The sequence below is a fragment of the Chloroflexia bacterium SDU3-3 genome (assembly GCA_009268125.1).
Lineage (GTDB): Bacteria > Chloroflexota > Chloroflexia > Chloroflexales > Roseiflexaceae > SDU3-3.
Genome location: WBOU01000002.1, coordinates 183363 through 203868 on the forward strand (window position 1 = coordinate 183363; position 20506 = coordinate 203868).

Genomic DNA, 20506 nt, shown 5'->3' on the forward strand with positions numbered 1-20506 from the left:
ATCTTTTTTCCATGGGGATGCTGGCGCTCGTGCGCTGGGCCATCTTGGGGTACGCTGTGCATGCCCCGAGGTGCTGGGGTGATGTTAGGCTGCGAAGGCAGGTCGAATGATCGGAGGAGGCGAGAGCGGCTGGGGGCGGTGTTGGGCTTGGCGCAGCACCGGGGATAGGTTGGGGCGGGCGATGCTGGCCAGCACCAGCAGGATGACCACGGACAGCAGCAGCATCTCGTGGAAGGGCTGGCCGAAGCTGGTGGGGCAGTTTGGGGCGGCGCTGTTGGGGCTGCTGGCCATCCCGTGGCAGTTGGTGCCCACCGGGGCCACGCTGGCCAGATCGGGCGTGGCGCTGGCGTGGTGGTGGTGCATGGCTGTCATGCCGCTGGCGGTGCCCAGCATCTCGATGATCGCACAGTGGGCGACACAGGCCAGCGGCTCCAGCAGGCCGAGCGTGAGCACGACAAATAGGCTGGTCAGCGCCCCGCGCCGTCGCAGCCTGCCTGCTATTGGGTGCCAGATGCGGCACATGCGTGTCAGAAGCTCGCGCACACTCTTCTCAATGCTGGAAATATCTGCCATGTTGTACACGTTTGTGATAAATGTGTCAAATAACATGGGCGGCTATTGCCACAGCATGGCACCAGCCCGCTATCCTGTTGCGATAGCGGGCTGGTGTTAGGATTCAGCAGGCCACGTGAGGTGCGCAGATGCTCCGGCTAGGCCCACAGGCTGGACAGCACCTCGGGGTCGATGTTGCCGCCGGTGATGATCATGCCCACGCGGCGCGGCCCGGCGGGCAGTTTGCCCGCCATAGCGGCGGCCACCACCACCGCGCTGCTCGGCTCGACCACCAGCTTCATGCGCAGCAGCAGGAAGCGCAGCGCCGTGCGGATCTCGTCATCTGTCACCGTGAGCACCTGGGCCACGTGCGACTGGATGATCGGGAAGGTGATGTCGCCGGGCATCTGGGTGCGCAGGCCATCGGCGATGGTGCGGGGCGGCGGGATCTGGACCGGGTGGCCCGCCGCCAGCGACAGGGCCACGTCGTTGCCATCGGCTGGCTCGACCCCGAGCACCGGCATGTCCGGGCGCAGGCCGTGGGCCGCCAGCGCGCTGCCGCTGATCAGCCCGCCGCCGCCCACAGGTGTCACCAGGGCGTCGAGGTCGGGCACATCCTGGATGAGCTCCAGCGCGGCGGTGCCCGCCCCGGCCACGATGTGGGGGTGGTTGAAGGGCGGCACGATCGGCGCGCCGCGCTGCTGGGCTACCCGCCCCGCCACCTCGTCGCGATCCTCGGTCATCCGGTCGTAGAACACCACCTCGGCCCCATAGGCGCGGGTGCCCTCCACCTTCACGGCGGGCGCGTCGCTAGGCATGCAGATGGTGGCCTGCACGCCCAGCAGCTGCGCGGCCAGCGCCACGCCCTGGGCGTGATTGCCCGACGAGAAGGCCACCACGCTGCGGCAACCCTCCAGGCGGCTGATGGTGTTGTAGGCCCCGCGAAACTTGAACGCGCCGCCGCGCTGGAAGTTTTCGCACTTCAGCACGATCTCCAGGCCAGTGGCCTGGTTGAGCGAGCGCGAGGTGAAGATGGGCGTGCGGTGGGCGATGCCCTTGAGCCTATCGGCGGCATCCTGCACCGCCGCGAAATCGACCGAATCGACCAGCGTCATTGCGCTATTTCTCCTTCGCCTGGGCCACGGTCTTCTCGATCTGATCGTGGTGGAGGTAGTCGTGCTTGGACATGATGCCGATGGCCTGCGAGAGCGTGATGATGCCGTAGGTGGGGTGCACGCCGGTGCGCTCCAGGTGCAGCGGCTTCAGGCCGCGCAGGAACTCGATGGTCTGCTCGCGAGCCTCGCTGAAGGTGCCCAGCAGCCCGGACAGCTGCTTCTGCTGGTAGCTGCGCTGGCGCACCAGTTCGTCGACATCGAACCGCTGCAGCGTGGGCTGCTCGGCGGCCAGCATCTGCTGGAAGCGCCCGGTCCAGATGCCCTCGATATCGATCAGGTGGCCCACATTTTCGATCACCGACCACTCGCCCTCGGGCTTGAAGCGCAGGGTAGTATCATCGAGCGGCCTAGTGAGGTCGCGCAGGACGGCGGGGAAGGCGGCGAGCAGGTCGAGCACGGGTGCGATCTCGGACTGAGTCATAGGTTTTCTCCTTCTTTGGGGGTGCGGGCTACCGCTGGTAGCTGGTGAACACTGGCTCCGCCGCAGCATTGCCGCCGCAGATCAGAGCCACCGGGGCATGGTACGCTGCAAGATCCAGACCCGCCTGGATGGCCGCCACCACCGCCGCGCCAGCTGGCTCCACCAGCTGGTTGGCCTCGGCCCATAGCCAGCGCATGCCCGCGACCATCTGGGCATCCTCCACTAGCACCACCTCATCCACGTACTGGCGGGTCAGGGCCAGGGTGCGTTCGCTCACCGCGCGCGGCGCGAGCGTGTCGGCGATGGTGTGGGTGGCGGGCAGCTCGCGCACGCGCCCGGCCTGGAGCGCCGCGCTCATGGATGCCGCGCCCACCGGCTCGACGCCGATGATGCGCACGTGGGGCCGCAGCTGCTTGATCGCGGCGGACAGGCCGCTGATCAGGCCGCCGCCGCCGATGGCCACCACCACGCAGTCAAGCTCGGGCAGGTCATCCAGCAGCTCCAGGCCGAGCGTGCCGGTGCCCTCCAGGGTGCGCTGGGCGTCGAAGGGGTGGATGTACGGGCTGCCCTGGGCTTGGGCGTGGGCCATGGCCTGCTGGTGGGCGTCGTCCCAGTTGCGCCCGTAGGGCACCACCTGCGCGCCCCAGGCCGCGATCCTGGCCACGCGGTCGGCGCTGGCCTGCTCGGGCAGGTAGATTGTGGCGGGCAGGCCCAGCCTGCTGGCGGCGTAGGCCACCGCCACACCGTGGTTGCCGCCCGAGGCCGCGACCACGCCGCGCTGGCGCTGCTCGGGGGCGAGCTGGAGCAGGTGGTTGAACGCGCCGCGCGCCTTGAACGAGCCGCTGACCTGCAGATTCTCCAGCTTCAGCCGCAGGTTGGGCGGCATGTCGCCGCGCAGGGCTGGCAGGGGCAGCAGCGGCGTGTGGCGAGTGTGGGGCGCGATGCGGCTGCGGGCCGCCTCGATGCTGGCGAGATCGAGGCTCATAGCCGGGCCTTGGACATGGGGTCGTTCGTCATAGCGTGCCCTTTCCTGGTGCAGATGGGTTGTTGGCGCAACGCGATTGTAGCAAAAAAAGCCCCAGCGTCAGCCCGCCCCACGACGGAATGTGCAGGGCGGGCTGACGCTGGGGCGGGCTGTGGTGTTAGGCGCTGCGCGGCTGCAGCAGGTGCCGGAACGAGGCCAGCGGCATGGCGTAGAGCAGGCCCAGCAGTATGTAGCACGCCAGGCTCACCTCCACATTCCAGAAGGCCACCAGCGTGACCAAAAAGTACAGCACAGGCCCAAACATAAACGAGTGCCTGAGCGCGCGCAGATGCACCGGGTTGCTCTTGCGATCGACCAGATTGGACGGGCCGGTGGCGTAGACCCAGATCAGGTTGAAGAACACACCGCCGATCGTCAGCACGCCGCCATACACCACCGCCGCCGTCTGCTCCTCGGGGCGCTGGATGTATTCGCCCAGCAGGGCCGAGGCGAACGGGATGGCCGCGATCCAGAACAGAAAGAGCAGATTGATCAGCAGGAACATATGATCGGTGCGCTTGATGTGGGCGAACATGGTGTGGTGGTTGGCCCATGTCACGCCGATGATCATAAAGCTGACGATAAAGCTCAGGTATGACGGCCACTGGTTCAGCAGCGCCATGGTCAGCGCGGCGTTGCCGCCCTCCTCCACATGGGGCACCTTGATCTCAAGCACCAGCAGCGTGATCACGATCGCGATCACCGCATCGCTAAAGGCCACAAGGCGCTCCGCCGAGGGCGTGCGCTTTTCCGAGTCTTCCACATCCTCGACATAGGTGGACAGAATCCGCGAGCTTTTGTGCCTGATGGTCATGAACGCTCCTTCTCTGCTCTGGATGGCGGTGCGGTGGTATCGGCGCTGCCCGTGCTCAGCGCGGCATCACGTGGGTCAGCGAGCCAGGGGCCATGTGCTCGACCACCAGCATAGTGATATCGTCGTACTGCTCGGCGTTGCCGATGTGCAGCGCCAGTTGGGTGGAGATCTGGGTCACGAGGTCGGCTGCCGACACGCCAGTGTGCAGCATCTCGATCAGGCGCTGCTCGCCAAACAGCCGCCGCTCGGGGTTGCGGGCGTCGGTGACGCCGTCGGTATAGGTGAAGAGAATGTCGCCTGGGTCGAGCTGGATGCGCTGGATGTCGAAGGTGGTGTTAGGGATGATGCCGACCGCAGGGCCGGTGGGCGTAAGGCGGTGCTTGATGCCCTGATCGCCGACGATCAGCGCGGGCACGTGGCCACCATTCACATAGAACAGGCTTCCGTCGGATGGGTTCAGTATACCAAAAAAGAGCGTCGCAAAATAGCCCTTGTCGCCGTGGTTGTCGATCACATAGTTGTTCACCAGGTTAAAGGTGTCGTAGAGCACCTGCGACTCCTGATCGCCTGGGTAGGGCGGCTGATCGGGGCTGGCAGGGATCTGCTGCTGGGCGGCGGCGCGGAACAGGCTGCGGAACAGCGCCATGAACAGGGCCGCGCCCACGCCCTTGTCGCAGACATCGCCGATGATCAGGCAGATATACTGATCGTGCATGGTGGTAAACACATCGTAGAGATCGCCGCCGACCTCGCGGGCGGGCTTGTAGAAATCGGCGATCTGCCAGGTGGGGAAGTCGGGCAGGTCGCGCGGCAGGAAGTCGGACTGGATGTCCTGCCCGATCTGCAGATCGTGCTCGATCTTGATCAGCAGCACCTCTTTCTCGGGGTTGACGCGGGTGGGGTTGTGCATCAGGCCGTACTGCAGGCACATGCGGATGCGGGCCTGCTGCAGCATGGGGCTCATCGAGGGGTGGATGTGGTCGTAGGCACCCAGCGACAGGCACTCCTCCAGGTGGGGGCTGTTGGAATGCTCGGTGATCATCATCACGGGTATGGCGTGAAGGTCGGGGTCGCTCTTGATCGCCGTCAGCAGGTCGCTGCCGCGCATGTCGGGCAGATCGAGCGCGATCAGCACTAGGTCGCTCGGCTGCTTTCGGAGCATGCTCAGGGCCTGCTGAGCCTCGGGGATGCAGATCATGGTGTAGCCCGAGGATTCCAGGTGGGCGCGCAGCGAGTCGTAGATCTCGAAGTGGTGGTGTACCACCAGCAGATAGCCAAATTCACCAGGCATGAGGGCCTCCAAATACGGCACGGACGCGCAGCGTGGCAATGCCCATGCTGCTGCGCGCCCATGGCACGAACGTGCGGTATGGAATGGTTGCTCAGGTGGCCACCGGGGCCGAGACAGTGAACGAGTTGTAGTTGTGGCTGCCCGCGCGGCGGTAGGCGAACGTGTCGATCGCGTGCCGCGCTAGGTAGATGCCCAGCCCACCAGGGGTGCGGGTGTGCAGGGCCTGGGCCAGGCTGGTGGGGGGCGGCTGCGCCAGCGGGTCGAACGGCACCCCCGTGTCGTCGAGCACGATGGTGAGGCTGCCGCCATTCAGCGACGCCGACACCGTGATCGAGCCATCGATCTGGTGCTCGCCATAGCCGTGGGTGATGATATTGGTGGCGATCTCGTCGACCGCCAGCCGCAGCCGATACGAGGTCTTCGCATCGAGCATGGCCACGCGCGCGGCCTCCTGCACATAGGCCGCGATGGCGGAGAGCGAGTCGAGATTGCCAGCGACGGTGAGCGGTTGCATAGGTCTACCTGATAGCCCTAGGGATGCTTGTCGGAAGACGAGATCGACCGGCGCGGCGCACGATGCCGCCCCCTAGCTGCAGCATACGCCGCCGCGCCCGCCGTCTTTCGGCCAATCATCGGCGTGGCCTGCGCCGAGGGTGGCGGCCCGCCCTCGGCGCAGGCCGCTAGGCCGCCTCGCGCTGCTCGATCTGCTCGGGGATGTACTGGTCGAGCAAGATCACGCTGTGCTGCACGCCGGTCATTGTGATCGCCTCCAGCACCAGTTCCTGCGTGCCCACCAGGTAGACATCCACGTGCGGCCCCATCTTCTGCTTCAGGAAGACCAGCTCGCGGATGCCCGCGCTGGACATGTAGGTCAGTTCGTTCATCAGCAGCACGATCCGCCGCGCGCGGTGCTGCTCGGCCTCCTCCACCAGGGTGCGGAAGCGCGGGGTCACGCTGGCGTCGAGCTCGCCCGCGAGCGAGATGCGGGCGACCCCATCGGTAAGCTCAAGGTTTGCAACGAAGGCCATGGCTGTTCCTTTCTGATCGGAGATCTACTGGCCAATAAGGATGACGATCGAGCGCCCACCCACCAGGATGCTGCGCTGATCGGGAAGAAGCGGCTCGTCGCCGGGCATCGAGCAGTCGCCGGGCGACTCGGCCCCGGTGTTGGCGAACACCGACCACATGCGCCCCGCTGGCAGCGTCGGGATCTCGAAGCTGAGGGCATCCCAGTACATGTTGATCGCCACGTAGATGTTGCTGTCGCTGGCGGTACCGCCCTTGGCGTGCTTGCCGCAGAGCATGAAGGCCAGCACGCGGCTGCCATCCGACCAGTCGGCGTTCCAGGCCTGGGTGCCGTGCCATGTGATGTCGGCGAAGCCGCTGCCCATGTAGTCGGTGTTGCGAAAGTGCTGGTGGCTGCGTAGCGCCGGGTGGGCGCGGCGGAAGTGGATGCAGGCGCGGGCGAAGCGCAGCAGCTCGGCGTTCGACTCGACCATCGACCAGTCGAGCCAGTTCAGCTCGGAGTCGTGGCAGTAGGTGTTGTTGTTGCCCTGCTGGGTGCGCCCCAGCTCGTCGCCCATCTGGATCATGGGCACGCCCTGGCTCACCAGCAGCAGCGCCAGCGCGTTCTTGATCTGCCGCCGCCGCAGGGCCAGCACGCCCGGGTCGTCGGTCGGCCCCTCCCAGCCGCAGTTCCAGCTGTTGTTGTCGTCGCCGCCGTCGCGGTTGCCCTCGCCGTTGGCGTCGTTGTGCTTCTGGTTGTACGACACCAGGTCGGCCAGGGTGAAGCCATCGTGGCAGGTGAAGAAGTTGACCGAGGCGGTGGGGCCGCGCCAGGCGTAGATGTCGGGCGAGCCCTGCACGCGCTGGCTTACCTCGCCCACCAGCCCGGCGTCGCCCTTCAGGAAGCGGCGCATGGCGTCGCGGTACTTGCCGTTCCACTCGGCCCAGCGCCCGTAGGATGGGAAGGTGCCCACCTGGTAGAGCCCGCCCGCATCCCATGCCTCGGCGATCAGCTTGCAGGTGCCCAGCACAGGGTCGTAGGCCAGCGACTCAAGCAGCGGCGGGTTCGAGAGCGGCGCGCCCGATGGCGCGCGGCCAAGGATGGCCGCCAGGTCGAAGCGGAAGCCGTCGATATGATATTCCGACACCCAGTAGCGCAGGCAGTCGCACACCAGATCGCGCACGATCGGGTTGTTGCAGTTGAGCGTGTTCCCGGTGCCGCTGAAGTTGTAGTAGTAGCCCTCGGGCGTGAGCATATAGTAGGTCTGGTTGTCGATCCCACGGAACGAGATCATCGGGCCGTGCTCGTTGCCCTCGGCGGTGTGGTTGAACACCACATCGAGGATGACCTCGATGCCGTTGCGGTGCAGCTCCTTCACCAGCGTCTTCAGCTCGTCGGCCTGCATGCCCAGCCGCGCGGTGGCGGCGTAGCCCGCCTTGGGCGCGAAGAAGCCGACCGTGCTATAGCCCCAGTAGTTCAGCAGGGTCTCGCCGGTGGCGGGGTTGGGCCTGCTGTTCTCGTGCTCGTCGAACTCGAAGATCGGCAGCAGCTCGACGCAGTTCACGCCCAGCTGGCGCAGGTAGGGGATCTTCTCGCGCAGCGCCGCGAAGGTGCCTGGGTGGCGGCTGCCCGAGGACGGATGGCGGGTGAAGCCGCGCACGTGCATCTCGTAGATGATCAGATCCTCCATCGGGATGCGCAGCGGCGTGTCCGACTCCCAGTCAAAATCATCGTAGATCAGGAAGCTGCGGTGCTGGAAGGCGTTGTCCCAGTCGGGCGGCTGGCCCCAGGTGTCGCGCCCGCTCACCCCCTTGGCGTAGGGGTCGAGCAAGATCTTGCTCGCGTCGAAGCGGTGGCCGCTTGAGGGGTCGTAAGGCCCCTCAAGCCGAAAGCCGTACTCGATCGTCTCGATGTCCAGGTCGAACACGATCATGGTGAACACGTCGCCGATGCGGAACTCGTGGGGGAACGGGATCTCGATCATGGGCTGCGGATCGCCGCGCTGGAACAGCACTAGGGTGCACTCGGTGGCGTGCCGCGAGTAGATCGCGAAGTTCACGCCGCTGGGCACCAGCGTGGCCCCGAACGGCAGCGGGCGGCCAGCGCGCAGCTTAAACGGACCGTAGCTGTGGGTCGGGTGCGAATCGATCCGCTCTCGGGCTGTTGTTACGGTAGTCATCCTGTGCCTCGAAGTTCTTGTGTAGCGCCACAAGCCCCAGGTCAAGCGTCTCCTCGATCTGGAGGTAGGCGAGGAAGCCAGTCTCGGCGAGGGTGTCGATCAGATCGGAGCTAAGCCCCACCATCACGATCCGCCCATTCAGCCCGGCGATCTGCCGGTTGAGCATCAGCAGCATGCGCAGGCCCGCGCTGGAGAGGTAGTTGACATGCTGCATGTCCAGCGCGATCTGGCAGCCCGGCGCGCACGCCTGGGCCAGCTGGGCCTGGATGATCGGCGCGGTCTTGCCATCCAGCTCGCCGTTGATCGTCACCACGGTCGCCGCATCAATTGTCTGAATAAAGATCTGCATGGCATATCTCTTCTGTGGTAGTGGGGCCAGGGCGTCGCGCTAGGCTACGGGTGCGATCCGCACCCGCACGCGCAGCGCCCGGTCGCTATCGGGTAGGGTCACGGTCAGCGCGGCGGGGTCGAAGTTGGCGTAGGGCTTGTCTTCGACCCACACCTGCTCCAGGCGAACGCTGCCAGCGGGCAGGATGTCGGGCTGGACGCGCAGGATCTGATCTTTGAAGCCGTTTGGCTGGGGCTTGAAGTGCAGATCGAGCGGCTGCTTGCTGATCAGCAGGTTGATGTACACCGCCGAGAGGTAGCACAGCTCGGTGGAGTGGTAGGCGCTCATCGAGTGGTTGCCCTTCAGCCGCTCGTTGCCCAGCAGGTAGGGCATGCCGTTGGCCAGCACGTTGAAGTACACGCCGCCGTCGTCGTGATCGAGGAAGAAGGCGTTGTAGAACGATGCGGCCTCGCGGGCGTGGCGCAGCGACTCGGCGTCCTTCTGGTTGCCGTGCAGGATGAGGTAGGCCAGGATGGCCTGCTCCTGCTGCCACCAGGCCTTGCGGTCGTGCCAGACAAAGTGGGGCGCGGCCACATCGGCCTCGACGCTGCGCTCGACCACGTCGTACCAGCCGCCGCGCTGGCGGTCGCTGCCGAAGCCCGGCATGATCTGGCCGATCTTGCTGGCCAGCGCCGCGTACTCCTGCTTGGGCTTGAGGCTGTTCATGCGCATCAGGTTCCACGCGATCTTGAGGTTGTGGCCCACCACGGCGCGGTTCTGCTGCCAGCCCCAGGTGCTGTCGTGGCTCCAGTCCTCGAAGAAGCGCTCCTGCACGAACGGGCTATGGTCGTAGTCGGGGAAGTGCTCGACGATGGTGTCGAAGGTGCGCTCCAGCATCTCGGCGTACTGCGGCTCGCCGGTGGCCAGCCACAGGTTGATCAGGTAGGCCGGGGCGTGGTCGCCCACCGAGTTCCAGTTCTTGCGCGCGCGGTTGTGGGCCAGCGACTCGGCGCGCGGGTCGAGCGAGAGCGGGTCGATGTGCGAGAAGTAGCCGCCCTTCTCGCGGTCGATGTAGAAGCGGTCGAACAGCTTCACGGTGTGCTCGGCGTCCGAGAGGATGCGCGGGTCGCCGGTGATCCGGTAGGTCTGGATGGGGCCAGCCAGCGCGTAGATCTGCTCGTACATGGGGATGGAGTCGAAGTCGTCGCCGAACTCGGATGTCAGCAGCTTCTGCTCGCGCTCGCCCTGCACCTGGATGCCGTGGTACCAGTAGATCAGGTCTTCGTCGGGGTCGAAGAAGCGCATGTGCTCGCGCAGGTACTCGGTGCCGCGCTCGGCGGCCTCCAGGAAGCGCTCGTGGCCGGTGAGCATGTAGGCCGAGGCCATGCCGTAGACCATGCGCGAGATCGTGTCGGTCTCCTGCAGGTAGTCGCCGCGCTTCTCGCCCGCCAGGTGCAGGAAGGTGCGGTAGTTGCGGTAGTCGATCTCGCGCTGCGGGTAGCCGAACTGCCATTTCAGGTACGAGTCGGCGATCGAGTGGATCTGGTTGACCCACCACTGCGGCTCTTCGTGCCGATACTGCCCGACCTCCTCGCCGGGGAAGACCAGCGTCTTGGCCTCGAAGCGCAGCCCCGCGCCAGCCGGGGCGAAGATGCCGTACACGTGGGCATACTGGCCATCATCCAGCTTCTCGGCCACGCGCGCCGACACGTCCGTCACTGGCTCCTCAAGGTTCTCCATGATCCGGGAGAAGGTGGTGCCCGTCAGGTCGACGTGGAAGGTGCGCTGATCCGATGTGGTCAGGTCGAAGCTCATCTCGCGTCGGTCGAAGTTGCTGATGTAGCCCGAGATCGTGTCCGAGAAGGTGAACCGCAGATCATTCATCTCGCTTCTCCATGGGCGCGCGGCATCTGGCGCGCGGCCCGGTATAGGCGGCTATGCGTCGCAGGAAGGGCGCGTCTATCGGGTCTGGGCGTAGAGCATGTCGAGGATCTGCCGGGCCAGCAGGTGGCAGTGCGCCCCGGTGCGCGCGGTGACAAGGTCGCCGTCGACCACGAGGTCGCGGTCGGTGTAGCGCGCGCCCATGTTCAGGGCGTCGCCGATCAGGTTGTTGTGCACCGTCACCGGACGGTCGCGCACCAGCTCGGGGGTGCGCGCCACCAGCCACATGCCGTGGCAGATGATGCCCTTCACCACATCCGGCTGGGCGAAGGCCCGCCGCAGGAACGCGGTGGCCGGTGGGATGGCGCGCGGATCCTCGGTGTAGCGCAGCCGGTCGGCCACCATGCCCGAGGGCACGATGATCGCGGCGTAGCTACGCAGCTGATCGTCGTCGATCGACTCGAAGCTCTCGCCGCACACCAGCGGGGCGCGGTACTCGTGGCCGTGGAAGGTCTGCTCGGGCTGGCCCCACAGGCGGGTCAGGAAGTGCAGCTCGGCCCCCTCCTCGGCAAAGCGGTGCCGATAGTAGAAGATCTCATCTTCGTAGAAGTCGCTCTCGATCAGGACGCCGATCTTTTTTCCATCAAGGCGCATGGTCGGTCTCCTTCTGCGCGGTGCCGCGGGCGCGCCGCGCTGCTCTGGCGGGCGCTAGATCGCCAGCGGGGCGTGGTGGGCCGGGTCGATCCGCTCGGGGTGCACATCGCCGGCCAGCACCAGGTCGATCAGCACTGGGCCGCCCGCCAGCCGGGCCTGCTGAATAGCGGGGCCGATCTCGTCGGGGCTGCTCACCCGCAGCGCGCCGACGCCCAGGGCGCGCGCCAGATCGACGAAGCTGATCGGCGGGAACGAGAGGTCGAAGCTAAGCGGGTACTCGTGCGCGGGGATCTCGCGCTCGGCCCAGTAGGTGTCGATGTTCGACTGCAGCAGCCGGTACGAGCCGTTGTTGCACACCACAAAGGTGACATCCACGTTGTAGCGGGCCGCTGTCCACAGCGCCTGGATGGTGTACATGCTGCCGCCGTCGCCGCTGAAGCCGATCACGGGGCGGTCGGGGTTGGCCAACTTGGCCCCGATCGCGCCGGGGAAGCCGACCCCCAGCGAGCCGCCCCTGGTTAGGAAGTAGCTGCCGGTCTCTGCGGGCTGGGCGTAGCGGCCGATCGGCGGCGAGCTGGTGAGCGCCTCATCGAAGATCAGGGTGTCGGCGGGCAGACTGGCCGCCATGTCGGCCATGAAGCGCGACATGGGCATGGGCAGTCTGTCGCGCTGGGCTTGGTCGTGGGCGATGGCCTGGTCGCGGCGCTGCGCGGTGGCGCTGGCGATCTGCTCGGCCCGCCGCTGCGCACCCTCGCGCTGGGCTGGCGACATGGCGGCCTCGATCTGGTCGGCCAGCAAGCCCAGCCCTACCTTGGGGTCGCCCAGCATGGCGATGTCGACCGGGTGGTTTTTGGCGATCTCGTAGGCGTTGAGGTCGATGTGGATGACCTTCGCCCCTGGCGCGAAGATCGGCCCCAGCTCGGGGAATACCTCGGGCAACATGTAGGTGCCGCAGATCAGGATGGCGTCGCCCTTGGATGTGATCGGCCTGCTGGCCGCGCCGAACATGTGCCCTGTCATGCCCTGGTAGAGCGGGTGGCGGTAGCTGATGTTCACCTCGCCCGCATCCGACTCCCAGACCTCGGCCCCCACGAGCTCGGCCAGCCGCTCCAGCTCGGCGCGCGCACCCGAGTAGGCCACGCCATCGCCCACAAAGAACATGGGGCGCTGGGCGGATGCCAGGGCCTGCGCGGCCTCGCGGAGGAGGCCGGGGTCGGGCGCGACCCGCGTGGATGGGATGACGGTGGGGATGACCGCCTCGGTGTTCTCCTCGTCGAGCACATCCTGCGGCAGGCAGACGTACACCGGCCCCATCGGCGGCGTCGCGGCGATCTTGATCGCCCTGCGCAGCACCCTCAGCACCGAGGATGCATCGTGCACCATGGTCGCCCACTTGGTCACCGGCTCGGCCATGGCCACCAGGTCGGCGGCCATCTGCGCATCCATGGCCTGGTAGCGAATGCCCGCGTCGCCGCCGATCACCACCAGCGGCGCGTGGCCGCGCTTGGCCTGGTAGAGCGCCCCGATGGCGTTGCCCAGCCCCGGCGAGCTGTGGATCTGCACCAGGGCGGGCCGCTGGCGCGCGCGGGCGTACCCGTCGGCGATCATCACCGCCACCGTCTCCTGCAGCGTGAGGATGTACTTCATCTCGGGGTAGCTGCCCAGCGCATCCAGAAAGCCCTGCTCGACCGTGCCTGGGTTGCCGAACATATGGTCAATGCCGTCGGCCAGGAACTGCTCGATGATCGCGGCGTGCCCATTTCGTTTGCTCATAGGTCTTTCCTTGGCATGGTGTGTGCGCCAAACGGTCGGGTGGTGGTGCAGGGTCTGTGCGGCCTGCACCACCGCGTGCCTACCAGCCCCAGCGGCGCAGGCCGCCCTCCAGCACCTCGATGATCTTCTCGCCCACTAGGCGCGAGTCCTGGGTCGAGCGCCCGGTGAGGAAGGGGTAGTCGAGGATGGTCGACTGGGTGCGCCCAACGCCGCCGTGGTAGCGGCCATCCGGTCCGGTCGCGTCGCGCAGGATCAGCTCCAGCGGGAAGAAGGGCGGGCCGACGTTGATGTCGGTGTTGAGGAAGCCGGTGCCATCCTTGTAGTCGTACTCAAGCGCGTGGCCGGTGACATGCTTGCCCCGGATGATGCTGCTACGCTCCACCCAGTCGCGGGCGAAGGCCAGGCAGGCCACGCCGTAGCACTCGGCGGCGATCAGCTTGTCCTGGGCGTGGAAGCCGAGGATGACGTCGTGCAGGCGCTGGTTGTTCACCATGTCGATCAGCGGCCCGCTGCCGCCCACCAGCAGCAGCGCGTCGTACTCGGCCAGATCTTGCCAGGCCTTGTCGCGCAGGCTGTAGTAGCGCTCCAGCTCGTGCCCGAAGTTGCGCGCGTTGAAGTAGGGGCGCTCGGGAAACCACGCGGCCAGGTTGACCGGCTTCTCCAGCCGAGGCGACGCGTCGATCTCACGGGTCTTGCGGGCGTAGTACTCGTCGGTCACCACCTTGTCGAGCGGCGGGTCGAGGTAGCCTGGCTCCATGCTGGGCGGCAATGCGTGCGGCCTGCGCCCGCGCGCGGTCATGAAGGTGCTCTCGTAGCCGTGGGCGTCCAGCACCTCAAGCGGGCCGACCAGCTCTTCCCCCCAGAATCCCCACTCGGAGAGCATGATAAGTACCTTGGGCATAGGTCCTCCTGTTGTGATATGGCCTGGTGAGCGGTAATTACCAGTGTAGCGAGGCCCCCTTAGATAGCACTTAGGCGGCGGCCAGCGCCAGCCCCTTGATCGACTCGTAGAGCTGGATGGTCTCGGGCAGCGGCTCAAGCCCCAGCTCGCTGCTGAGCGACTGCACGCAGCGCTCGTACTGCTGCAGCGCCTGCGAGCGCTGGCCGAGCGCGATATAGCAGTGCATCAGCCGCTGGTGGATGTCCTCGCGGCTGCTGTCCTGCTCCAGCAGCCGCGCGCACTGGTCTATCGCCGCGCCGATGTTGCCGACCATCACATACAGGTAGCCTAGGCGCTCAAGCGCGCCCAGGTGCAGGTCGCGCAGCTGGGTCCGGCTGGCCTCGGCCCAGCTCTCGTAGCGGCTCTCGGGCAGAAATTCGCCACGGTAGATGGCCATCGCCTCAAGGTAGAGCGCGATCGCCTGCTGCACATGCTGCTGGCGCTCGGCGTGGCGCGCGCGTGTGATCAGCGCGCGGAAGCTGTCGGTGTCTATCCACACTGGCTGCTCGGGCGCGAACCCGTAGCGGCCCTCGCTGTGGGCGATCGGCAGGCCGTGCTCGCCGCAGGCGCTGGCCAGGCTGCGCCGCAGCGTGTGCATGGTGTAGTGGAAGCGGTTGCGGCTGATCTCGGGGTCGACCTCGGGCCAGAAGGTTTCGAGCAGCTCGTCGCAGTGCAGCATCTGGCCCTGGTGCGTGCAGAGATACCGCAGCAGCGCGCCGCTGCGCCCGGTGGGCAGCCCGGCTATCGGCCTGCCGCCGATGCAGATGCCGAACCCGCCGAACGTGCTGATCCGGATCTCGGGCTGGGCGCGGGTGGGCAGCTGGCCGCCCTGCCAGCGCGCCGACTGGCGCTCGCTGGTGCGCACATGCCAGCACATGTCGGCGTGGGGCAGCTGGTTGAGCTGGATGTACTCCATCAGGCCCTCGTGCAGGCTGCAGAGCGACCGGATGATGATCCAAGGCGCGCTGGATGTGTCGGCGAAGAGCGCGCAGAGCGACTCGCTGCTGGTGCAGATCCCGGCCACCACCGGCTGCCCGAGCCGCATGGCGATACGGCTGGCCCGGCCAAACTGCTCGCGCGCGGCGCTGGCCTCGCCCGCGAAGGCGGTGCAGACCCCGATCTGCGCGGCGCTCCAGAGCACGGGCCAGCTGCTCTGGCTCGCGCCGACGTACTGGGTGGCGGCGGTCTGCAGCATCAGGCTCTCGCTGTAGTTCTCGAACTGCCAGTGCTGCGCGGCGGCCCGCATGGCCGAGCACCACGAGTGCTCAGCGGGCATGTCATGTCGAGCTTCCATGGGTGTATTTCACTTTGGTAGAGAGCGGATAGCCAGGTGGTGCCACAGAGCACGTCTTTCCTGGGGCCGAGGTGCGGGAAAGCTGGCTCTACGGCATTGTAGAGGGGTCATCGTCGAGGGAGAGCGACATCGCTGGGGTTCAGTTCTGCGGAGAAAGGGGCGCTAGGCGGTGCGGATGAGCGCTGTTTGGCGAATGGCCAGCCTGCGCGATATGCAGGCCCAGTAGATCACAGCGGCGGCGATCAGCAGGTCGCCCGGGCTTCCGACAAGGGTGAGCGATGGCAGCTGCAGCGGCATCCAGTCGCCGATCCACTGCCAGACATCCGCCGTCCCGATCACGTCTTTGCTATGGGCCAGCAGTGCGGGTGCGCCCAGATGCGGCAGCGAGGCTACCATATGCGGGGCCAGCGGCATCATGCCCTGGCTGTGCAGCATGGCCAGCACGTTCAGGCCAGCGCCGAACATCAGCAGCCGTGCGCCGGGGATCTGGCGGTTGGCCACGGCCCAGATCACCACCAGGCCCGCGCCGACCGCCGGTGCGTAGGCGATCCGGTGGTCGAGCAGCATCGGGATCTGGATGGCACCAGCGCCGATCAGCAGGGGCATGCCAGTGATCTTGAGCGGGCGGTGCTGCCAGGGCGCTGCGACAATCACCACGATGGCGAGGAACGTGACCGCTAGGGCGATGATCTGCATGCCTAGCCTGCCACCGTCGGGGTCAGCGAGGGGGTCGGGGCTGGCGCGAAGCCAGGGTCGATGCCAGGGTCGCCCAGCGGCGCGGCGCTGCCCAGCACCAGCATGCCCAGAACCGCCACCACCGCCACGAACTGCGCCATCACGATCATTGCTTTCTTCATGGTTGCTCTCCTCATTTCTTAGGCCGATTCCAGCGGGTAGGTGCTGCGTTGTTGCTGCGGGTATGGCTTAAGCATAGCGATGCGCTGTGACACGGCTGTGAACATGCTGTGACATGCCCGATCATTTTCCGCAGTCAGCCTAACCTAAGTGGGATCTAAGCACGGGGCGCTACGATGCCCGCGACGACATGACGACAGCCGCTACATCAGACTGCAGGCAGGAGAAGCGACATGATCCACCAGTTTATCTTTGCCCACCCCAAGCCGGGAATGAGCGAGGCCGACTTTCAGGATTACTGGCTGAATGTCCACGCGGTGCAGTACGCCAGCAAGATCCCGCAGATCCGGCGCTACCAGATCGACACGCGGGTGCCCTTTGGCCCCGAGCCAGCCGACCCGCTGTTCAGCGGTGTGGCCGAGATCTGGCTGGCCAACGAGGAAGAGCAGCTGGCCTCGCTGCAGACCAAGGAGTTTCTAGAGGGCGCGCGGCTCGATGAGCCGCGCTGGGCGGCGTTCTGGCGCACTGTAGGGCTGGACACCACCACCCACGTGCTGAAGGAGGGGCCGCCGCTCGCCCGCGAGTCGCAGATGCTGAAGGTGTTTACCCTGGTGAAGCGCAAGGCTGGCAGCGAGCTAGAGGACTTCCGCCGCTATGGGCTGGAGGAGCACGCGGCCAAGGTGCTGGCCATCCCCGGCATCCAGCGCTACTACCAGTGCTATGCCCGCGATGGCCTCTACACCCTCGGCGAGACCCTGCTCGATGGCATCTCGCTGATGTGGTTTGAAAATAGCGAGGCGCTGGCTGCCGCCGCCCTGTCGCCCGAGTGGCAGCAGGCCCAGGATGATCTGAAGACCTTCGTCGAGCCGCGCTACATCCAGCGCTTTGTCACCACCGAGCACTGGATTATTGGCCCCGAGAGCCGCTAGGCTTGGGCGCACCCCACAGCCAGAAAGGGCAAGATGATGACCGAGCAAGCCTACGAGGATACCTACGCGGTGGCGAAGGGTTGGTTCGATGCCCTGACCCACGGCCAGTTCGACACGGCGCTGGGCCTGCTCGACCCCGAGGTCGAGTGGATCAACTACACGGTCGTGCCCGGCATGAACGATGTGATGCCGTGGATCGGCACCTACCACGGCCCCCAGCAGGTGCTGGAGACCCTGCAGATCTTCACCGGCCTGGTCAGCGTCCAGCGCGAGGAGCTAGTGCGCCTGCTGGTGCAGGGCGATGAGGCGGCGGGCGTGATCCACGAGCAGTCGGTGGTGAAGGCCAACGGCCAGCCGTTCGAGATCGAGTTCATCCAGTGGCTGACGATCCGCAACGGCAAGATCGTGCGCTGGAAATCCTACACCGACCCGTCGCCGATTATCGTGGCGCTGCGCGGCGCGTGATCGCCAGAGGGAGAACCGCCATGGAACAACAGCTGATTCAAGCGGTGCGGGCGCATAGCCTCGCCGATGTGCAGGCGCTCACCCAGGCCGGGGCAAGCCCCAGCGCCCGCGACGCCGAGAGCGGCCTGACCGCGCTGATGCTGGCCGCATGCCAGGCCGACACCGCGATCGCGCTGCACCTCATCCAGGCCGGTGCCGATGTGTTTGCGGTGGACAGCCGCGCGGGCGCGTCGGCGCTGCACAAGGCCTGCCAGGGCGGCAGCATCGAGATCGTGCGGGCGCTGGTGGGCGCGGGGGCCTTTGTCGACCAGGTGGCGGTGACCACCGGCCACACCCCGCTGATGGACGCGCTCTGGTTCAAGTGGCCCGAGATCGTGGGCTTTCTGCTCGACAGCGGCGCGACGCTGCACCTCAGCACGCACTACGGCTTCTCGCTGCTTGAGCACTTCCAGTACGAGCTGAATGTGACCGTGATCGGTAAGGAGCGGCTGTTCCAGGCCGATGCGCTGCTGAAACAGCGCCAGCAGGATGACCAGCAGAAGATCGATCGGCAGCAGCTGATGGCGGCGGTGGTCGCCGATGATCTGGCCGAGGTGCAGCGGCTGCTGGCCGCAGGCGCGGCGGTCGACGAGCGCTACCCGCTAGTGAATAGCTTTAACGACGGCCACACCCCCCTGCTGGTGGCCGCGCGCGATGGCCGCACCGCGATTGTGGCCGCGCTGCTGTGGGCTGGGGCCGATGTGAACGCCACCGAGCCGACCTTTGGCGCGGTGCCGCTGCACAAGGCCGTCTACAACGGCCACGCCGAGATCACCCGCATGCTGGTGCGCCAGCCGGGCGTGCTGCTCGACTTCCAAGGGGCCACCAATGGCTACACACCCCTGCACGACTCGCTCTGGCACGGCTTCGACGAGTGCGCGACGGCGCTGGTCACGGCGGGCGCGCGGCTCGACCTGCGTGGCCACGACGGCAAGATGCCGCTCGACCTGGCGCGCGAGGTGTTTGGCCCGCAGCACCCGATCGTGTCGCTTATCCGCGCACATGTCGAGCCGCTAGTCGATATCATGGTGTAGTTAGGGATTACCATCCGACAAGGGAACTAGAGGAGGCCGCTATGCTGTTCTATGTTCAGATGCGCTGGAACCACGAGGGACGCCTCTCGCTCGACGAGCTGTGGGATGTGGAGAAGAAAGAGACCGAGCACGCCCAGCAGACCATCGACGACCATCTGGTGGTGGGTATCTGGAAGGTTGCGGCGCAGCGCCGCGTGATCGCGGTGGTGGACATGCCCTCGGCAGAGGAGCTGGACCGCACCGCGCTGGGGCGGCTGCCCATGCGCGAGTACCTGGAGTTCGAGGTGGTCTGGCCGCTGCGCGACTACCTGGGCTTCGCCAAGGATGTGGATGCCCACTACCGCGTCTAGAGCTGGTAGCGCCTGCGACATAGCGCACCCCTATCGGCGGGCCGGAGATTCGCGCTCCCCCGCCCCGAAGGAGCCGAGCCATATGTCTCGATCACACCGTAGGATGGCTGTCCGCCTGGTGTGGCTAGGGGTTACTGTGGCCAGCTGGGCCGCGCTGGCGGCCTGCGCCGCTGGCCCCACCGCCAGCGCGGCCCAGGGCAGCGAGCCAGCCGCCGCGCCCACCCAGCCCGCCCAGGCCCCGACCACCACCGCAACCTTCCTGCCGCTGGTCACCCAGCCGCAGGCCAGCGAAGGAGAAACCCCCGTGCCGACACACGCGCCGACCGCCACCGCCACCGCCGATCTGCTCGCCCAGCCGCAGTGCTACTTCGACGCCGTCGCCAGCGAAGATCTGGATGCGCTGGGCGAGTGCTTCACCCCCGACGCCGAGATTATCGATGTGGGTCGCCACATCCGCGGGGTCGATGCCATCCGCACCTGGGCCGACAACGAGGTGCTGGGTGGCCGCTACAGCATCCTTGAGCGCACCGCCACCGGCGCGCAGCAGGTGCGCATGCTGGTGCGCTTCACCCCGCCTGGCTCCTCGGGGGGCTTCCGCGCCTACTACACCTTCGATCTGGCTGGCGGCAAGATTACCCGCGCCGATCTTCAGTACGCCTAGCGCACCCCAGGCTTGCGCCTGCTGCCTCGGCCTTGGTGTCGCTCTGCTGGCTCCGCCACCAGAGCGCGCCAGGGCCGTGATTCGTCGTATGCTATGCTGCACCCAACCTTCCTTTTTGTGAGATGAAGAGGTTCCCCTATGAGCGAAAAGACGGTAGCGCTGGTCACCGGTGCGAATCGTGGGATCGGGCTGGAGGTCTGTCGGCAGCTTGCCCAGCGCGGCATAACGGTGCTGCTTGGGTCGCGCGATCTGCGCAAGGGCGAGCAGGCGGCTAGCACCCTAGCCCGAGCTGGCGGCGAGATCTACGCGCGCCAGCTCGATGTGGCCGACGAAGATTCGATCCGCGCGCTGGCGCAGTGGGCCGAGGCCGAGCTGGGCCATATCGACATTTTGGTCAACAACGCGGCGATCTTCTACGACACGTGGCAGCACGCCTCCCACGCCGATCTGGCGATCGTGCAGGCCGCCTTCGACACCAACACGCTTGGGGCGTGGCGCATGTGCCGCAGCTTCCTGCCGCTGCTGCGCCGAAGCGGCGGGGCGCGGATCGTAAATGTGTCGAGCGGGGCGGGCGCGCTGGGCGACCTGAGCGGGGCGACCCCAGCCTACGCGATCTCGAAGGTGGCCCTGAACGCGCTCACGATCATGCTGGCCGCCGAGCTGCGGGGCAGCGGCATCCTGGTGAACGCGGTCTGCCCGGGGTGGGTCGCCACCGAGATGGGCGGCGCGGGCGGGCGTCCGGTGTCCGAAGGTGCGGCAGGCGTTGTCTGGGCGGCCACGCTGCCCAGCGGCGGGCCATCCGGCGGCTTCTTTCGCGATGGCCGCCCGATCGCGTGGTAGC

The 20506-nt window shown here is 66.7% G+C and carries 22 protein-coding genes; 6 read left to right on the forward strand and 16 right to left on the reverse strand.

Annotated features, from left to right (window positions below):
• Positions 1-84: 84 nt before the first annotated feature.
• From F8S13_03665 to F8S13_03740, 16 genes are all read right to left on the reverse strand, one after another.
• Positions 85-573 carry a hypothetical protein gene (locus F8S13_03665; GenBank protein KAB8144940.1) on the reverse strand — a complete coding sequence of 163 codons (489 nt, stop codon included), beginning with the start codon at positions 571-573 and terminating at the stop codon, positions 85-87.
• Positions 574-710: 137 nt separating this feature from the next.
• Positions 711-1667 carry a pyridoxal-phosphate dependent enzyme gene (locus F8S13_03670; protein KAB8144941.1) on the reverse strand — a complete coding sequence of 319 codons (957 nt, stop codon included), beginning with the start codon at positions 1665-1667 and terminating at the stop codon, positions 711-713.
• A 4-nt stretch (positions 1668-1671) separates the two neighbouring features.
• Complete coding sequence (locus tag F8S13_03675; GenBank protein ID KAB8144942.1) at positions 1672-2217, reverse strand: DinB family protein; 546 nt, start codon at positions 2215-2217, stop codon at positions 1672-1674.
• Positions 2177-3133: a pyridoxal-phosphate dependent enzyme gene (locus F8S13_03680; GenBank protein ID KAB8144943.1), complete on the reverse strand. Its 957-nt coding sequence runs from the start codon at positions 3131-3133 to the stop codon at positions 2177-2179. The genes F8S13_03675 and F8S13_03680 overlap by 41 nt, the downstream gene beginning before the upstream one ends.
• 157 nt (positions 3134-3290) lie before the next feature.
• A complete protein-coding gene (locus tag F8S13_03685) occupies positions 3291-3986 on the reverse strand; it encodes a DUF1211 domain-containing protein (GenBank protein ID KAB8144944.1) in 696 nt (231 codons plus the stop codon).
• A 55-nt stretch (positions 3987-4041) separates the two neighbouring features.
• On the reverse strand, positions 4042-5277 hold the full coding sequence (locus F8S13_03690) for a SpoIIE family protein phosphatase (protein ID KAB8144945.1): 1236 nt from the start codon (positions 5275-5277) through the stop codon (positions 4042-4044).
• A gap of 91 nt (positions 5278-5368) precedes the next feature.
• Positions 5369-5791: an ATP-binding protein gene (locus F8S13_03695; GenBank protein ID KAB8144946.1), complete on the reverse strand. Its 423-nt coding sequence runs from the start codon at positions 5789-5791 to the stop codon at positions 5369-5371.
• Positions 5792-5957: 166 nt separating this feature from the next.
• The gene (locus F8S13_03700; GenBank protein ID KAB8144947.1) at positions 5958-6305 is read right to left on the reverse strand and encodes an STAS domain-containing protein; all 348 of its coding nucleotides are present in this window, start codon (positions 6303-6305) and stop codon (positions 5958-5960) included.
• A 24-nt stretch (positions 6306-6329) separates the two neighbouring features.
• Positions 6330-8462 carry a glycogen debranching protein GlgX gene (gene glgX, locus F8S13_03705; protein ID KAB8144948.1) on the reverse strand — a complete coding sequence of 711 codons (2133 nt, stop codon included), beginning with the start codon at positions 8460-8462 and terminating at the stop codon, positions 6330-6332.
• On the reverse strand, positions 8395-8811 hold the full coding sequence (locus F8S13_03710) for an STAS domain-containing protein (protein ID KAB8144949.1): 417 nt from the start codon (positions 8809-8811) through the stop codon (positions 8395-8397). The genes glgX and F8S13_03710 overlap by 68 nt, the downstream gene beginning before the upstream one ends.
• 39 nt (positions 8812-8850) lie before the next feature.
• On the reverse strand, positions 8851-10674 hold the full coding sequence (locus F8S13_03715; protein ID KAB8144950.1) for an N-acyl-D-glucosamine 2-epimerase: 1824 nt from the start codon (positions 10672-10674) through the stop codon (positions 8851-8853).
• A 75-nt stretch (positions 10675-10749) separates the two neighbouring features.
• On the reverse strand, positions 10750-11325 hold the full coding sequence (locus F8S13_03720; protein KAB8144951.1) for a thiamine biosynthesis protein ThiJ: 576 nt from the start codon (positions 11323-11325) through the stop codon (positions 10750-10752).
• A gap of 54 nt (positions 11326-11379) precedes the next feature.
• Positions 11380-13098: a thiamine pyrophosphate-binding protein gene (locus tag F8S13_03725; GenBank protein ID KAB8144952.1), complete on the reverse strand. Its 1719-nt coding sequence runs from the start codon at positions 13096-13098 to the stop codon at positions 11380-11382.
• A gap of 79 nt (positions 13099-13177) precedes the next feature.
• On the reverse strand, positions 13178-13999 hold the full coding sequence (locus F8S13_03730; GenBank protein KAB8144953.1) for a type 1 glutamine amidotransferase domain-containing protein: 822 nt from the start codon (positions 13997-13999) through the stop codon (positions 13178-13180).
• Between the two features lie 70 nt (positions 14000-14069).
• Positions 14070-15332, reverse strand: coding sequence for a hypothetical protein (locus tag F8S13_03735; GenBank protein ID KAB8144954.1), 1263 nt, complete (start codon positions 15330-15332; stop codon positions 14070-14072).
• 162 nt (positions 15333-15494) lie between these two features.
• Positions 15495-16028 carry a DUF5317 domain-containing protein gene (locus tag F8S13_03740; GenBank protein ID KAB8144955.1) on the reverse strand — a complete coding sequence of 178 codons (534 nt, stop codon included), beginning with the start codon at positions 16026-16028 and terminating at the stop codon, positions 15495-15497.
• 392 nt (positions 16029-16420) lie between these two features.
• On the opposite strand from F8S13_03740, the gene F8S13_03745 reads away from it, so the two are divergent.
• The 6 genes from F8S13_03745 to F8S13_03770 all read left to right on the forward strand — a co-directional run bounded on the left by F8S13_03745 (position 16421) and on the right by F8S13_03770 (position 20505).
• Positions 16421-17116 (forward strand): EthD family reductase, encoded by a 696-nt coding sequence (locus F8S13_03745; GenBank protein KAB8144956.1) that lies wholly within the window; start codon positions 16421-16423, stop codon positions 17114-17116.
• A gap of 33 nt (positions 17117-17149) precedes the next feature.
• Positions 17150-17581 (forward strand): hypothetical protein, encoded by a 432-nt coding sequence (locus tag F8S13_03750; protein KAB8144957.1) that lies wholly within the window; start codon positions 17150-17152, stop codon positions 17579-17581.
• Positions 17582-17601: 20 nt separating this feature from the next.
• Positions 17602-18654: a hypothetical protein gene (locus F8S13_03755; protein ID KAB8144958.1), complete on the forward strand. Its 1053-nt coding sequence runs from the start codon at positions 17602-17604 to the stop codon at positions 18652-18654.
• 41 nt (positions 18655-18695) lie between these two features.
• Positions 18696-19004, forward strand: a complete 309-nt coding sequence (locus F8S13_03760; protein ID KAB8144959.1) for a hypothetical protein — start codon at positions 18696-18698, stop codon at positions 19002-19004.
• Between the two features lie 82 nt (positions 19005-19086).
• A complete protein-coding gene (locus F8S13_03765; protein KAB8144960.1) occupies positions 19087-19665 on the forward strand; it encodes a nuclear transport factor 2 family protein in 579 nt (192 codons plus the stop codon).
• Positions 19666-19803: 138 nt separating this feature from the next.
• Complete coding sequence (locus tag F8S13_03770) at positions 19804-20505, forward strand: SDR family oxidoreductase (GenBank protein ID KAB8144961.1); 702 nt, start codon at positions 19804-19806, stop codon at positions 20503-20505.
• Position 20506 lies beyond the last annotated feature (1 nt).